The organism is Streptomyces sp. sk2.1 (assembly GCF_008120935.1).
GTDB lineage: Bacteria > Actinomycetota > Actinomycetes > Streptomycetales > Streptomycetaceae > Streptomyces.
This window is the reverse complement of record NZ_RDBO01000082.1, coordinates 23,019-37,127: the sequence shown is the minus strand read 5'-3', so window position 1 is coordinate 37,127 and position 14,109 is coordinate 23,019. Positions and strand designations below refer to the sequence as shown.

The window sequence follows — 14,109 nt, the reverse complement described above, 5'->3', positions numbered from 1 at the left end:
CCCCACCGTGCGCCGGGGTTCAGCGCTGGAGGGCGGCCAGTGTCGCGTCCAGATCGGTGGCCGCGCGCGGCGCACGGTTGTGCGGCAGCCGCGACAGGACCGCCGCCATGCCGCAGGTGTTGGTCACGGCGGAGAACACCAGGCCGGAGCCGACGCCGGCGGAGATCCACCGCGCGGCCGGGAAACGCGCCCCGGCGAGCAGCCCGGCCACCACGAGCGAACCGGCGGCGAGCCGCACCTGGCGCTCCATCGGCCAGGTCGCGCGGGCCCCGGCGGGGCGGTCGAGCGCACGGCCCTCGCCCTCCCAGGCGGAGGTGCCGCCGGACAGGGTCAGGGCGTCGATGTCGGCCGCGGCGAGGATGTCGCAGGCCCGGGTGGAGCGCACGCCGGAGGCGCACACCACGAGCAGCGAGCCGCGGGCCGCGGCGGACTTCAGCGCGGGCACGGCCTCCTGGAGGCGGTCCAGCGGGATGTTCAGCGCGCCGGGGACGTGCCCGGAGGCGTACTCGCCCGGAGCCCGCACATCGATGACGGTGAACTCCGCGAGGCGGGCCGCGGCCTGGGCGGGGGAGAGGGAAGCGGGGCTGGTCACGGGCAGTGTTTCCTTTCGTCCACCGGGGCTCGGGAGGGACGCGGTCCTTCCTTCCCCGGTCGGGCTAGAATACCCCTTGGGGTATCAGGAGGATGAAGTGGAACTTGACATGGCGGCCGACGAACTGAAGTCGGTCCTCAATCGCCTTCGCCGCGCGCAGGGCCAGCTCGCCGGGATCATCAAGATGATCGAGGAGGGCCGGGACTGCGAGGACGTGATCACGCAGATGGCGGCCGTGTCCCGGGCGCTCGACCGGGCCGGTTTCGCGATCATCGCGACGGGGCTGCAGCACTGCATGGCCGACGGCGGTCACGGCCCCGAGGACCGCGAGCAGATGCGGGCCAGGCTGGAGAAGCTCTTTCTCTCGCTGGCCTGAGCGGGCCCGACCCGGCCGGTGCGGTCATGGGCCGACCCGCCCCGGCCGGGGCGGGTCGGTGCGGCCGGGGCCGCGGGTCATGCCACGGAGTCGATGAGCATGAACACGGCCACGGCCAGCAGCACCGCGCCGAAGATCCGCTGCAGGGCGGCCGTGGACACTTTCGCGGCGAGCCGCTTCCCGTCCCAGGCGCCGAGCACCGCCGCCGCCGTGAACGGGGCGATCGTCGCCCAGTGCAGTGCGGTGGGCGTGGCGAGCCGGGTGGCCAGCGCGGCCACGGAGTTCACCGTGATGACCAGCAGGCTGGTGCCGACCGCCGAGGCCATCGGGACGGCGACCACGGCGACCAGCGCGGGCGCCACGAGGAACCCGCCGCCCACACCGAGGAGGCCGGTCACCGCGCCGAGGCCGGCCCCCGTCCGCGCGACCCGTCCGGCGGGCGCGGCGGCCGCACCCTCCCCGGCCTCCGCCGGTTCGGCCCGCGGGCGGAGCATCCGCGTCGCGGCGACCACCGCGAGCACGGCGAACCCCGCGGTCAGCACCCCGGACGGAATCCGCACCGACAGGGCCCCGGTGACCGCGGCCGGAACGATCCCGGCCGCCGCGAAGAGCCCTCCCGTGCGCCAGCGGACCCGGCCCTCCCGGGCATGGGCGACCAGCGCGGTGAGGGAGGTCACGATGACGATGAGCAGCCCGGCGGTGGTGGCCTCGGCAGGGGTGAAGCCGAGCAGGTAGATCAGCGCGGGAACGGCGAGCACGCTCCCGCCGCCGCCCAGCCCGCCGAGCGCCAGACCGACCACCGCACCGGCGGCCAGGGCCACTATCAGCGCGGTCATGAGGTGCGGCCCGCCGCCCCGCACCGGCCGTGCGCGGACGGGTCCGGGCTTCCGTCAGGTGCCCGGGAGGCCCGCCGGGCCACCCCGGCCGGGGTGGCCCGCTGCCCGCCGTTCGGGTGGCGGCGGGCAGCGGGGTTCGCTGTCTCGACGGGGTCGACGAAGAACACGACGCGGCTCCTTCTGTGGTGCTTTACCCCGGGGGGTATCTCCGATCCAGATTAACACCAATACCCCGGGGGGTATCTTCTTCCTCGGTGAGACGTGCGCTACGTCGGAGGGTGCCGACGGGGCGCGGCGAGGGGCCGGCCGCGGACGGCCGGCCCGCGGGCATGACGGAGCGACTCGCGTCCGTGCCTGCGGACCGGCAGCGCGCCCTCGCCGTTGTCGCGCACCCCGACGGCCTGGAGTACGGCCGTGCGGTGGACCGACGTGGGGTGCGAGGTCTCCTGCCCGCTCGCCATCCGCGGCGAGGCCGCATCGACGGGCTGGAACCGGAACGGTGCGCCCGTTGCGCGAGCGGGTCGTCGGCATCCCCGACGAACGGTGCGGCGAGGAGGTCCTGGCCCGCGTCGTCCCGCGTGACCCTGCCGACCCGCCAAGAAGATCGCCGCCCACTGCCGGGGTGCCCTGGCGCGCTGCAAGGTGCCGCGCCGGGTGGAGATCATGGAGCCCTTCCCGCTCGCCGCCGGCGGCAAGGTCCGCAAGGCCGAACCGCGCGAGCGGTACGGGAGTTGACGATTCCCTCGTCGGTGGGCCCTTCACCGGTGAGCCCCGAGTGGAGCGACTCGGCCGCGGTCCCTTGTAGTCCCTTGCTCGGAGGGGACCGTTGCGTCAGGATACGGGCCGGGGGAAGCGTGGCACGGGGGAGTGCGCACTGGGCTGCCGGTGCGTGCCGTTACGGGCGCGGCGAACCCGCCCTGTCCGCGAACGGCCCCAACGAGGCGAGTACATCCCATGCATCCAGTTGCCAGAACCCTCCAAGTCCTCTTCATGATCGCCGGATTGGGCCTGCTCTTCTACGGCTTCGTGGAGGAGGACGAGGAGAAGGCCAGGAAGGAACACCGTCTGGAGTGGACCTGCGAGCCCGACGGCGGCTCCAAGACCACGCAGCGGTGTTCGAGCAACGGTCCGGAGAACTACACCTGGTCCAACGGTGCGGAGAACACCGGCATCACCATCTCCCTCGCCGGTGTCGGCCTGCTGGTCGCCTCCGCGTCCGTGGCCATCGGCGCCGGCCGCAAGCCTGCCGCCCCGGCAGCCGCGACCGGCGTCACCCCGGGCTACGGCGGCCAGCCCCCGTACGCCCCGAACAACCAGGGCTACTGAGGCGGAGCGGGACGGACCCTGCCCCCGGCCGGGGTTCGGCTCACGTGGTGCCGCGCTTCACGCACACGCGTGGCCGACGGTCGGGGCCGAGGGCCGCTTCCTCGGCGAGGACCTCCCGCAGCCCGTCGGTGAGCTCCGTCTCGGCGAGCGCACGGAAGCCCGGGCGCGCGTAGTACGGAGCGTTCCGGAACACCTTCGCGAACGCGGCCGGGGCCGGGCTCGACGGTCCCGGCCGCCTTCGCGAGACGGCCGGGGCGCGCCCCACCCACTCCCACAGGGCGGCCCCGGCGCGGCAGCCGTGTTGCGACCCCTCGCAGGGGCGATGAGGAACGCTGCTGTTCGCTTCCGACGGCGCGCCGCCTCGCTGCGCACCCGGTGGGCTCGTCTTCGGCGGATCGCGCCACCGCACGCCCGTGCGTATCCGGAACAGCAGCCTGTTCACGACCTGACGATGGTCCTGCCACCTGCCACAACGTCCGTTGCTCACCGGCAGAGGCGACTCCGGACACTCCCGCCGGGCATTCGTCGGATCACTCCCACTTCCCGTAGTCGTATCGTCGAATCGACCGGGCAGCAGCCACGGCCAGGAGCGCGAGAGGAACGATCCCCCTCCCTTTCCACTCTCTGTCAACCGTCCGGCGAAGACAAGACTGCAATTTTTGCTGTCGAACCAGGAAACTCGTTCCCGAGCGGAGGCCTGTACCGCTCTCCGACGGGAGGACACTCATGCCAGACGTCTGGGATCCGCATGGCAGCCTGCGGCGCGCGTTGTGGATCGGCGGCGCACAGTGGTCCGGCAAGACCACCGTTGCCGAACTCATTGCCAGAAAGCACGGATTGACGGTGTATCACTACGACTATCACGACGCCCGCGGCCATCAGGACCGCCGGATCGCGCGTCGTGTCGCCCTGGGTGAGCCCGTGGAGGATCCCACCCCCGACCACGTCTGGTCGGACCGGAGCCCGGAGGAGATGGCCGCCGAGACGCTGGCCGGCTTCCCGGTCCGCTTCGAGTGGGCGTTGGACGACCTGCGCGCACTGTTCACCGGCCGGCCGGCGATCGCCGAGGGATGGGGGCTGCGACCGGAGCTGGTCGCGCCGCTGCTCGACTCACCCCGGCGCATGGTCGTCCTCGTCCCCACCGAGGACTTCCGTCAGCACCAGCTCCGGACCCTCCCGCGCGCGGGAACCCTCGACGTCCCCGTCACCGACCCGGCCCGATCCCAGGCCAACCGTCTCGCCCGTGACCGGCTGGTCGCCGAGGACGCGGCACGGAACGCCCGCCGCCTCGGCATCCGCGTCATCGAAGTCGACGGGACGCTCGACGCGGTGGCTGTGGCCGCAGAGGTCGCCGAGTGTTTCGCCCCCTACCTCGGCGCGCCGACGGCTGCGTGATCGACCGGCCCAGGAGATTTTCGCCGTCGACCGTCAGGACACCGGCTGATGCCGTGGCCGCCCTTGAGGGAGATCACCGGCAGGCCGCGGTGCTTGCGCGGCTCCCGGCGGTTGGGGTTGCTGTCATGGCCCTTATCGCCGAGCAGTGGGTCGGGCCGCTTGCGGGACCGGCCGAGCCGGCCGGCCACTGGAGGAATGCCGTCGACCGGGGCGGGTGTCCGGGTGGCGTCGTCGGCGTTGGCCGCAGTGGTGACGACGGCACACGGGTGCCGCTTCCGCCGCGGGTCGGATGGTGTTTGCTGCCGGTCTTTCCGGTCGGCCGGCGACGGGCCGGTTGCCTCGCCCCCTCTTCTTCCTTCACATGGGAGGCGTCCACACGGGCACGTGTCCAGTTGATCCGCCCGGCCGCCAAGTTTTGGACCGTCCGGGACATCGGCGTACGTGCCCCCGCCGTGCCGCTCGACGGCATCGGCCGCATCGGCCGGAACTGCTCCGAGGATCGCCGAGGTGGTGGTGGCCGGTCGGGGGGTGAGATCCGTGACCGGGACCATTCCGTGTCCGGGTGCGGTCGGGGCGGACCCGGTGGGTTGTTCCCACAGAGGCAAGCGACCGCTTAGTATGCGCCGGAGCAGTGGTAATGCCGACAGTGTTGTGGAGGCCCCTCATGCAGGCATGGCGAGTGCACCGAAACGGCGAGCCGAGCGAGGTGATGAGACTGGAGGAGACCGACCGGCCCACGCCCGGCGACGGCCAGGTGCTCATCGAGGTGCTCGCGGCGAACGTCAACTTCCCCGACGCGCTGCTCTGCCGAGGCCAGTACCAGGTACGTCCGCCGCTGCCCTTCACGCCCGGCGTGGAGGTCTGCGGCAGGACACCGGACGGGCGCCGGGTGCTCGCCACTCCCGCGCTGCCGAACGGCGGGTTCGCCGAGTACGTCGTCGCGGACGAGGCGGCCCTGCTGCCCGCGCCCGAGGCGCTGGACGACGCCGAGGCCGCCGCCCTGCACATCGGTTACCAGACCGGCTGGTTCGGCCTGCACCGCAGGGCGAACCTCCGGGCCGGCGAGACCCTCCTCGTCCACGCGGCGGCCGGCGGCGTCGGCAGCGCGGCCGTCCAGCTCGGCAAGGCCGCGGGTGCCACCGTCATCGGTGTCGTCGGGGGTGCGGAGAAGGCGAGGACCGCCGCGGAACTCGGCTGCGACCTGGTCGTCGACCGGCACGCCCAGGACATCGTCGCCGCCGTCAAGGAGGCCACCGGCGGACGCGGCGCCGACGTGGTGTACGACCCGGTCGGCGGCGACGCGTACGCCAAGTCCGTCAAGTGCGTCGCCTTCGAGGGCCGGGTGGTCGTCGTCGGCTTTGCGAGCGGCGTCATCCCCACCCCGGCGCTGAACCACGCCCTGGTCAAGAACTACTCGATCCTCGGCCTCCACTGGGGCCTGTACAACACCAAGGACCCGGCCGCGGTCCGTGCCTGCCACGACGAGCTGACCCGGCTCGCGGCACAGGGCACCGTCAAGCCGCTGATCAGCGAGCGGGTCGAGTCGGCCGGGGCCGCGAAGGCCGTCCAGCGCGTCGCCGACGGCACCAGCACCGGCCGGATCGTCGTCCTCCCGTCGGGAGCCGCCCGATGACCGCCCCCGACGCGGCCGGACTGCGCCGCCGCACCCGGGACCTGCTCGCCGCGCACCCGCCGGCCACCACCGACCGCACCGACTTCCTCAGGGCCCGCTTCGACGCCGGACTCGCCTGGGTGCACTACCCGGTGGGCCTCGGCGGCCTCGACGCGCCGCGCTCCCTGCAGTCCGTCGTGGACGCCGAACTCGCCGCCGCGGGCGCCCCCGACAACGACCCGCGCCGGATCGGCATCGGCCTCGGCATGGCCGCCCCCACCGTCCTCGGCTACGGCACCGAGGAGCAGAAGCGGCGCTTCCTGCGCCCGCTGTGGGTCGGCGAGGAGGTCTGGTGCCAGCTCTTCAGCGAACCGGGCGCGGGCTCCGACCTCGCGGCACTGGCCACCCGCGCCGTCCGTGACGGCGACGACTGGGTGGTCGACGGGCAGAAGGTCTGGACGTCCAGCGCCCACCTGGCCCGCTGGGCGATCCTCATCGCCCGCACCGACCCGGACCTGCCCAAGCACCGTGGCATCAGCTACTTCATCTGCGACATGACCGACCCCGGCGTCGAGGTCAGGCCGCTGCGCCAGATCACCGGCGAGGCGGAGTTCAACGAGGTCTTCCTGACCGGAGTGCGCATCCCGGACAGCAGGCGCCTGGGCCCCGTCGGAGAGGGCTGGAAGGTCGCGCAGACCACGCTGATGAACGAGCGGGTCTCCATCGGCGGCGCCTCCGTCCCGCGCGAGGGCGGCATGATCGGCACGGTCGCCCGCACCTGGCGCGAGCGCCCCGAACTGCGCACCCACGACCTCCACCAGCGCCTGCTGACCCTCTGGGTCGAGGCCGAGGTGGCCAGGCTCACCGGCCTCCGGCTGCGTCAGCAGCTCGTCGCCGGACAACCCGGCCCCGAGGGCTCCGGCATGAAGCTCTCCTTCGCCCGGCTCAACCAGGAGATCAGCGGGCTGGAAATCGAACTCCTCGGTGACGAAGGGCTGCTGTACGGAGACTGGACCATGCGCCGCCCGGAACTGGTCGACTTCACCGGACGCGACGCCGGTTACCGCTACCTCCGCTCCAAGGGAAACTCCATCGAGGGAGGAACCAGCGAGGTGCTGCTCAACATCGTCGCCGAGCGCGTCCTCGGTCTGCCCGCCGAGCCGCGCAACGACAAGGACGTCGCCTGGAAGGACCTGGCCCGATGACCGCGGCACCGACCGGGGAGACCCCGGCACCCGACCTGCTGTACTCCGAGACCGAGGAAGACCTGAGGGCGGCGGTGCGCGCGCTGCTCGCCGACCGGTGCGACGCGCCGACGGTCCTCGGCCTCGTCGAGTCCGACACACCGTACGATCCCAGGCTCTGGCAGGGCCTCGCCGCCGACATCGGCACCGCCGGGCTGCTGGTGCCGGAGCGGCTGGGCGGGCAGGGCGCGACCCATCGCGAGGCCGCGGTGGTCCTGGAGGAACTGGGCCGCAGCGTCGCCCCCGTGCCGTATCTGACCAGCGCGGTCGTGGCCACCGAGACGCTCCTCGCGCTGGACGCGCAGGACGGGCCCGTCGCCGCGCTCCTGGGCGACCTCGCCGCGGGCCGCCGGGTCGCGGTCCTCGCCGTACCGTTCTCCGCCGCGCGACCCGGCGCCGTGCGACCGGTCGGCGTGGCGGGCGACACGCTGGAGGGCACGGTGACCGGCGTCGCCGACGCGCCCGCCGCCGATGTGCTTCTGGTGCCCACGACCGACGGCCTGTACGCGGTGGAGACCGGCGCCGGGGGAGTCGCGGTCGAGCCGCTCGTACCGCTCGACCTCACCCGCCCGCTCGCCACCGTGACCTTCACGTCAGTGGTCGGGACCCGCCTGGCCGACGGCGCGTCCGCGGTCAGGGCCGTGGAGCGGGGGCTGCTGGCGGGCGCCGGGCTGCTCGCCTCCGAACAGCTCGGACTCGCCGAGTGGTGTCTGACCGAGACGGTCCGGCACACCCGCGAACGGCACCAGTTCAACCGGCCCGTCGGCTCGTTCCAGGCCCTCAAGCACCGCATGGCGCAGCTCTGGCTGGAGATCGTGTCGGCCCGCGCCGCCGCGCGCAACGCCGCGGACGCCCTCGCGACCGCGAGCCCCGACACGCCGCTGGCGGTGGCCGTCGCGCAGGCGTACTGCTCGAAGGTCGCCGTGCGTGCCGCGGAGGAGTGCGTCCAGCTGCACGGCGGCATCGGCATGACCTGGGAGCACCCGGCGCACCTGTACCTCAAGCGGGCCAAGGCCGACTCGATCGCGTACGGCAGCGCCGGACACCACCGGGAGACCGTCGCCGAACTCATGGAGCTGCCCGCGCCGTAACGGAAGAGGCAGGAACGGCCCGCAGGGGCAGGGCACTTGGAGCGGAGGTGCGTGAATACGCGCCTCCGCTTCCTTGCTCCGCCGCCCGGCGGGGTACCGAGCACCCTTTACCTGCTGTTTAATTGCGAACGGTTCGCAATAATATTCGATCTTCAATAAGGGGTGCAGGGTATGACGGCCCGATCGATACGGGGAGCCGCCGCCGCACTGGCGGCGGTGCTGCTGTCGACCGCGACGGCCTGTTCGCAACCGGGAGGTCCGGACGGCGGCGGCTCCGGATCGGGCGCGGGGGGCTCGGCGGTGGTCGGCATCGCCTACGAGCCCGACAGCCTCAGCCCGCTGCTCGGCTACGGCAAGGACGGCAACTCCAAGATCTTCGACGGGTTGCTCACCCTCGACGCCGGCATGAAGCTGCGGCCCGCGCTCGCCACCGCCCTGCCCGAGGTGAGCGACGACGGGCTGACGTACACCTACCGGCTCCGCAAGGGCGTGAAGTTCAGCGACGGCGAGCCGTTCGGCGCGAAGGACGTGGTCTTCACCTACCGGACCATCCTCGACGAGAAGACCAACAACGCCTCCCGCACCGAACTCGACGCGGTGAAGAGCGTCGAGGCGGCCGGCGACGACACCGTCGTCTTCACCCTCAAATACCCCTACGCGCCCTTCGCCCAGCGCACCGTTCTGCCCATCGCCCCCGAACACGTCGCGGGCAGGCAGGACGTCAACACCGGCGCCTTCACCACCCAGCCCATAGGCACCGGACCGTACCTGCTCACCAAGTGGTCCAAGGGTGAGAAGATCTCCTTCAGGGCCAACCCCGGCTACTGGGGCGGCGCGCCGAAGGTGAAGAAGTTCACCATGGCGATCATCAAGGACGACGACGTACGCGCCACCCGACTGCGCTCCGGCGAACTCGACGGCGCGATCCTGCCGCCCAACCTGGCCAAGGGCTTCGCCCGCGACGGCGGCACCCGGACATACGCCGCCACGACGTACGACTACCGCACCGTGACCCTGCCCACCCACAACGAGGTCACCGGCGACATCGCCGTCCGGCGCGCCCTCGACGTCGCCGTCGACCGGAAGGCCATGGTCGACTCCCTCCTCAACGGCGAGGGCAGGCCCGCCTACGGCCCCGTCCCCACCGACAGCGCGTGGTTCACCAAGGGCACCGAACGCCCCCACGACCTCGCCGCCGCGAAGAAGATCCTCGACGACGCCGGATGGAAGCCCGGCAAGGACGGCATCCGCACCAGGGACGGAGTGCGCGCCGCCTTCCCGCTCTGGTACCTCACCGGCGACAAACTGCGCCAGGACCACGCGCTCGCCTACGCCTCCGACGCCAAGAAGGCCGGCATCGACATCACCACCCAGGCCGGGACCTGGGAGGTCATCGAGCCCCGGATGAAGCAGGACGCGGTCCTCGCGGGCGGCGGATCGCCCGCCGACCCCGACTTCGACCAGTACACGCTGCTGAAGTCCTCGCTCGCGGGCGACGGTTTCAACAACATGGCGTGGTACGACAACAAGAACGTGGACCGGGCCCTCGAAGCGGGCCGCAGAAGCGGTGACGGCGCCGAACGCAAGGCCGCCTACGACACCGTCCAGCGCGAACTGGTGAAGAACCCCGGCTACACCTTCCTCACCCACATCGACCACCTCTACGTCGTGAAGGACCGCTTCGGCCCCCTCACCACCCAGGTCGAACCGCACGACCACGGACTGGCGTCCGGCCCGTGGTGGAACGTCGAGGACTGGACACCGAAGAAGTGAAGCACCGTCTCCCCTGGGGGCCGATGGGCAGGATGGCGGGACGGCGGGCCCTGCTCGCCGTGCCCGTCCTGGCCGCCGTGACGTTCGGCGTCTTCGCCGTCGCCGCCGCCTCCCCCTTCGACCCGGTCAAGGCGTACGCGGGCACCGCCGGCCTCACCGCGTCGCAGGAGAACCTCGACCAGCTGCGGGCCAACCTCGGCGTCGACCAGCCACTCGTCAGCCGCTGGTGGAACTGGCTGACCTCCGCGCTCGGCGGCGACCTCGGCGACTCCGCCGTGATGCGCCAGCCGGTCGCCGACGTCATCGGCGAACGCCTGGGCTGGTCCGTACTGCTCGCCGCGACCGCCTTCGCCGTCGCCGTGGTCCTCGGCACGGTCCTCGGCGTGCTGGCCGCACGCAGGCCCGGCCGCCTGCTCGACCGGTGCGCGAGTTCCGCCGCGTACACCCTCGAAGCCGCCCCGGCCTTCTGGCTCGGACTGCTCGCCATCTGGCTCTTCGCCCTGGAACTCGACGTGCTCCCGGCCGGCGGCCTCACCGACGCGGCCAGCGACACCGTCACCCCCGGACAGGTCGCCACTCATCTGGTGCTCCCCGCGGCCGTGCTCGGGATCTCCCAGCTGCCGTGGTTCTTCCTCTACGTGCGCCAGGGCGTCGCGGACGCGCTCGACGAGGATCCGGTGCGCGGCGCCCGCGCCCGCGGGCTGAGCGAGCGCACCGTACTGCTCGGCCACGCCCTGCGCTCCGGAATGCTGCCGATGCTCACCCTCATCGGCTCCCGCGTCCCCGAACTCATCACCGGCGCCCTGCTCGTCGAGACGGTCTTCAGCTGGCCCGGCATCGCCGCCGCCACCGTGCAGGCCGCCACTTCGGTCGACTTCCCGCTGCTCGCCGCGCTCACGGTGCTCGCCACCGCGGCCGTCGTGCTCGGCAACCTCCTCTCCGATCTGCTGTACGCGATCGCCGACCCGAGGGTGGGATTCGATGGTTGACACCGCCCCGGCATCCGCCCGCCGGACCAGCCGTCGGACCACCCGCCGCGTCCGGGTGGCCGCTTCCGCCGGGATCGTCGGCGCGGTACTGCTCGCGGTCCTCCTGGTGCCGCCGCTGGTCCAACTCGACCAACAGGCCGTCGATCTCTCCGCCAGGCTCCGGCCGCCCTCCTGGGAGCACCCGTTCGGCACCGACGACGTCGGACGCGACCTGCTGCTGCGCTGCGTCTACGGGCTGAGGGTCTCGCTGCTCGTCGGGGTCGTCGCGGGGCTCACCGCCACCGTCATCGGGACCGCGGTCGGCGCGCTGGCAGCGGCGTTCGGCGGCTGGACCGACCGCGTCGTCATGCGGCTCGTGGACACCTTCTCGTCCGTGCCGCACCTGCTGCTGGGCATCTTCGTCGTCGCGATGTTCCGGCCCGGCGTCGGCCCGGTGATCGTGTCCGTCGCCCTCACCCACTGGCTCTCGACCGCCAGGATCGTCCGCGCCGAGGTGCTGTCGCTGCGCTCCCGCCCGTTCATCGACGCGGCGATCTCCGGCGGCGCCTCGCGCGGCCGGGTCGTCGTCCGCCACCTGCTGCCCGCGGTGCTCCCGCAGGCCGGCCTCGCCGCGGTGCTCATGGTGCCGCACGCCATGTGGCACGAGTCGGCACTTTCCTTCCTGGGGCTCGGGCTGCCCACCCATCAGGCGAGCCTGGGCAACCTCGTGCAGACGGCCCGCGGTTCGCTGCTCGCGGGGGACTGGTGGCCGACGCTCTTCCCCGGCCTGTTCCTGATCGTCCCCACCCTCGCGCTGGCGGGCCTCGCCGGAGCCTGGCGGGAGCGGATCAACCCGCGCCGCCGATCGGAGCTGATGCTGTGACGACCCCCTCCGGCCCGCAGGCACCGGTGCTCTCCGTCCGCGGCCTCTCCGTGCGCTTCGAGATGCGCGGCGGACGGCAGATCGCCGCCGTCGACGACGCGCGCTTCGACCTCGCGGCGGGCGAGTGCCTGGCCCTGGTGGGCGAGAGCGGCTGCGGCAAGTCCGTGCTGGCCTCCGCACTGCTGGGACTGCTCCCCGGCAACGCGCGGACCTCGGGATCGGCGCTGCTCGGCGACGGCACCGAACTCATCGCCGCCGACGAACGGACCCTCGCCCGCACGGTACGGGGCCGCCGCATCGGACTCGTCCCGCAGAGCCCCGCCGCCCACCTCACCCCGGTCCGCACCGTGCGCGCCCAGATCGAGGAGACCCTGCGCGAACTGACCGGCACCCGCGGGCCCGGCCTGCGCCCGGCCGCCGAACGGGCCGCCGCCCGCGCCTCGTTCCCGGCCGGGCACCTCGACCGGTACCCGCACGAACTCTCCGGGGGCCTCGCCCAGCGGGCCGCGACCGCGCTCGCCCTGATCGGCGACGCGCCGCTGCTCCTCGCCGACGAACCCACCACCGGACTCGACCGCGACCTCGTCGAGCGGACCGTCGACGAACTGCGCCGCCACACCGACGGCGACCGGGCGCTCCTGCTCATCACCCACGACCTCGCGGCGGCCGAGCGGATCGCCGACCGGGTCGCCGTGATGTACGCGGGCCGCATCGTCGAACTCGCCGACGCCGCCCGGTTCTTCGGCGAGCCGGGACCGCGCCACCCGTACGCGCGCGGCCTCCTGGACGCCCTGCCGGAGCGTGCCTTCGAACCGATCCCCGGCATGCCGCCGGAACTCGGGGCGCTTCCCGAGGGATGCGCGTTCGCGGCCCGCTGCGGCCGCGCCGACGACCGGTGCGCCGTACCGCCCCCGTTCGACGGTGCTCTGGCCTGCCACCACGGTGTGCGGGTGGACGAGAAGGAGCCGGACCGTGCTTGAACTCACCCGTGTCACCGCCGGATACGACCCCCGCGACCCCGTCGTCCGCGAGGCGTCGCTGAGCATCGCGGCGGGGGAGTCGGTCGGACTGCTGGGCCCGAGCGGCTGCGGCAAGTCCACCCTGGCGAGGGTCGCCGCACTGCTGCACCGCCCGTACGCGGGCACGGTCGTGCTCGACGGCGAACCGGTACGCGGCTGGCGGCACGCCGCCCCGCGTGCGCGGCGCACCGCCGTCGGCGTCGTCTTCCAGCAGCCCCGGCTCGCCACCGACCCCCGGCTCACCCTGCGCGAGATCATCGCCCAGCCGCTGCGGGCCACCGGCCGTCGCGCGCAGGTACCGGACCGGGTGGCCGAACTGGCGCCCGCCGTCGGTCTCACGGACGAGCTGCTCGGCCGCCGCCCGCACGAGGTGAGCGACGGGCAGTTGCAACGCGCCTGTCTGGCGAGGGCGCTGGTGCTGCGGCCGCGCTGGCTGATCTGTGACGAGATGACCGCGATGCTCGACGCGTCGACGACCGCCGCGCTGGTGGCGGTGGTCGAGTCCTACCGGCGGGAGTCCGGGGCCGGACTGCTGGCCGTCGGCCACGACCGGGTGCTGCTGGAACGCTGGTGCGACCGTACGGTCGGCTGGCGGGAGTGCTTCGGACCGGGCGCACCGCAGGAGTCCGCGAGCCCCACCGGGTGACTCCGCGCCCCGACGCGGGACCCGCCCGGCGAACGCCTCCCGGCCCCGTCGGCCCGTTCCCGCGCCCGGGGCCGTGCCTGTTTCCGGGGCCGGGCCGACGGGGCATCGGCTTCGTCGGTGTCCGGCCCCGCCCCGGCGGCCGGGCGCACGGCCCCACCGAGCGCCTCGTCCCGGGCGAGGCGCCGCGCGCCGTCGCCCCGCCGGGCAGCCCCGCCCGGTGCACGGGACCGGCGCGTTTTGCCGGGGACGCGGAGGAAACGGTGGCCGACGGGCGGGCGACGGACGGGGCAACTCCTGTGCGCGGCAGGTCCGTCGCGGTGATCGCCGTCGCATACTCGATCGCGTCCA

At 73.2% G+C, this 14,109-nt stretch carries 14 protein-coding genes and 1 pseudogene; 12 read left to right on the top strand and 3 right to left on the bottom strand.

All coding sequences use genetic code 11. From position 1 onward, the window contains the following. Positions 1 to 19: 19 nt before the first annotated feature. Positions 20 to 592: a rhodanese-like domain-containing protein gene (locus tag EAO76_RS36805; RefSeq protein WP_148840582.1), complete on the bottom strand. Its 573-nt coding sequence runs from the start codon at positions 590 to 592 to the stop codon at positions 20 to 22. A gap of 97 nt (positions 593 to 689) precedes the next feature. Between EAO76_RS36805 and EAO76_RS36800 the strand changes: the two genes are divergently transcribed. Continuing rightward, positions 690 to 968 carry a metal-sensitive transcriptional regulator gene (locus EAO76_RS36800; RefSeq protein WP_148840581.1) on the top strand — a complete coding sequence of 93 codons (279 nt, stop codon included), beginning with the start codon at positions 690 to 692 and terminating at the stop codon, positions 966 to 968. A 77-nt stretch (positions 969 to 1,045) separates the two neighbouring features. On the opposite strand, the gene EAO76_RS36795 is transcribed toward EAO76_RS36800, so the two are convergent. Then, positions 1,046 to 1,804, bottom strand: coding sequence for a sulfite exporter TauE/SafE family protein (locus EAO76_RS36795; RefSeq protein ID WP_148840580.1), 759 nt, complete (start codon positions 1,802 to 1,804; stop codon positions 1,046 to 1,048). A gap of 329 nt (positions 1,805 to 2,133) precedes the next feature. Here EAO76_RS36795 and EAO76_RS47810 point away from each other — a divergent pair. Both EAO76_RS47810 and EAO76_RS36785 read left to right on the top strand, forming a co-directional pair. Next, positions 2,134 to 2,298, top strand: a pseudogene (locus EAO76_RS47810) (PIG-L family deacetylase); the annotation flags it as partial. 496 nt (positions 2,299 to 2,794) lie between these two features. Further along, positions 2,795 to 3,130, top strand: coding sequence for a hypothetical protein (locus tag EAO76_RS36785; RefSeq protein WP_148840579.1), 336 nt, complete (start codon positions 2,795 to 2,797; stop codon positions 3,128 to 3,130). Positions 3,131 to 3,170: 40 nt separating this feature from the next. Here EAO76_RS36785 and EAO76_RS36780 read toward each other — a convergent pair whose 3' ends face one another. After that, positions 3,171 to 3,323 (bottom strand): hypothetical protein, encoded by a 153-nt coding sequence (locus EAO76_RS36780; RefSeq protein WP_376042346.1) that lies wholly within the window; start codon positions 3,321 to 3,323, stop codon positions 3,171 to 3,173. Between the two features lie 533 nt (positions 3,324 to 3,856). Between EAO76_RS36780 and EAO76_RS36770 the strand changes: the two genes are divergently transcribed. The 9 genes from EAO76_RS36770 to EAO76_RS36730 all read left to right on the top strand — a co-directional run bounded on the left by EAO76_RS36770 (position 3,857) and on the right by EAO76_RS36730 (position 13,761). Continuing rightward, on the top strand, positions 3,857 to 4,525 hold the full coding sequence (locus tag EAO76_RS36770; protein ID WP_148840578.1) for a hypothetical protein: 669 nt from the start codon (positions 3,857 to 3,859) through the stop codon (positions 4,523 to 4,525). 664 nt (positions 4,526 to 5,189) lie between these two features. After that, positions 5,190 to 6,158, top strand: coding sequence for an NADPH:quinone oxidoreductase family protein (locus tag EAO76_RS36765; protein WP_148840577.1), 969 nt, complete (start codon positions 5,190 to 5,192; stop codon positions 6,156 to 6,158). After that, positions 6,155 to 7,342 carry an acyl-CoA dehydrogenase family protein gene (locus EAO76_RS36760; protein ID WP_148840576.1) on the top strand — a complete coding sequence of 396 codons (1,188 nt, stop codon included), beginning with the start codon at positions 6,155 to 6,157 and terminating at the stop codon, positions 7,340 to 7,342. The genes EAO76_RS36765 and EAO76_RS36760 overlap by 4 nt, the downstream gene beginning before the upstream one ends. Next, positions 7,339 to 8,472 (top strand): acyl-CoA dehydrogenase family protein, encoded by a 1,134-nt coding sequence (locus tag EAO76_RS36755; protein WP_148840575.1) that lies wholly within the window; start codon positions 7,339 to 7,341, stop codon positions 8,470 to 8,472. The genes EAO76_RS36760 and EAO76_RS36755 overlap by 4 nt, the downstream gene beginning before the upstream one ends. Before the next feature lie 171 nt (positions 8,473 to 8,643). Further along, positions 8,644 to 10,245 (top strand): ABC transporter substrate-binding protein, encoded by a 1,602-nt coding sequence (locus EAO76_RS36750; protein WP_148840574.1) that lies wholly within the window; start codon positions 8,644 to 8,646, stop codon positions 10,243 to 10,245. 23 nt (positions 10,246 to 10,268) lie between these two features. Beyond that, positions 10,269 to 11,234, top strand: a complete 966-nt coding sequence (locus EAO76_RS36745) for an ABC transporter permease (RefSeq protein ID WP_187438931.1) — start codon at positions 10,269 to 10,271, stop codon at positions 11,232 to 11,234. Next, complete coding sequence (locus EAO76_RS36740; RefSeq protein WP_148840572.1) at positions 11,227 to 12,096, top strand: ABC transporter permease; 870 nt, start codon at positions 11,227 to 11,229, stop codon at positions 12,094 to 12,096. The genes EAO76_RS36745 and EAO76_RS36740 overlap by 8 nt, the downstream gene beginning before the upstream one ends. 62 nt (positions 12,097 to 12,158) lie before the next feature. Next, positions 12,159 to 13,076 (top strand): ABC transporter ATP-binding protein, encoded by a 918-nt coding sequence (locus EAO76_RS36735; RefSeq protein ID WP_148840599.1) that lies wholly within the window; start codon positions 12,159 to 12,161, stop codon positions 13,074 to 13,076. Then, a complete protein-coding gene (locus EAO76_RS36730; protein ID WP_148840571.1) occupies positions 13,069 to 13,761 on the top strand; it encodes an ABC transporter ATP-binding protein in 693 nt (230 codons plus the stop codon). The genes EAO76_RS36735 and EAO76_RS36730 overlap by 8 nt, the downstream gene beginning before the upstream one ends. Positions 13,762 to 14,109: the final 348 nt, after the last annotated feature.

Excerpts from the sequence above, each read along its gene's own strand:
- EAO76_RS36795 (WP_148840580.1), bottom strand. The coding sequence starts at position 1,804 with ATGACCGCGCTGATAGTGGCCCTGGCCGCCGGTGCGGTGGTCGGTCTG.
- EAO76_RS36785 (WP_148840579.1), top strand. The coding sequence starts at position 2,795 with ATGATCGCCGGATTGGGCCTGCTCTTCTACGGCTTCGTGGAGGAGGAC.
- EAO76_RS36770 (WP_148840578.1), top strand. The coding sequence starts at position 3,857 with ATGCCAGACGTCTGGGATCCGCATGGCAGCCTGCGGCGCGCGTTGTGG.
- EAO76_RS36765 (WP_148840577.1), top strand. The coding sequence starts at position 5,190 with ATGCAGGCATGGCGAGTGCACCGAAACGGCGAGCCGAGCGAGGTGATG.
- EAO76_RS36760 (WP_148840576.1), top strand. The coding sequence starts at position 6,155 with ATGACCGCCCCCGACGCGGCCGGACTGCGCCGCCGCACCCGGGACCTG.
- EAO76_RS36755 (WP_148840575.1), top strand. The coding sequence starts at position 7,339 with ATGACCGCGGCACCGACCGGGGAGACCCCGGCACCCGACCTGCTGTAC.
- EAO76_RS36750 (WP_148840574.1), top strand. The coding sequence starts at position 8,644 with ATGACGGCCCGATCGATACGGGGAGCCGCCGCCGCACTGGCGGCGGTG.
- EAO76_RS36745 (WP_187438931.1), top strand. The coding sequence starts at position 10,269 with ATGGGCAGGATGGCGGGACGGCGGGCCCTGCTCGCCGTGCCCGTCCTG.
- EAO76_RS36740 (WP_148840572.1), top strand. The coding sequence starts at position 11,227 with ATGGTTGACACCGCCCCGGCATCCGCCCGCCGGACCAGCCGTCGGACC.
- EAO76_RS36735 (WP_148840599.1), top strand. The coding sequence starts at position 12,159 with ATGCGCGGCGGACGGCAGATCGCCGCCGTCGACGACGCGCGCTTCGAC.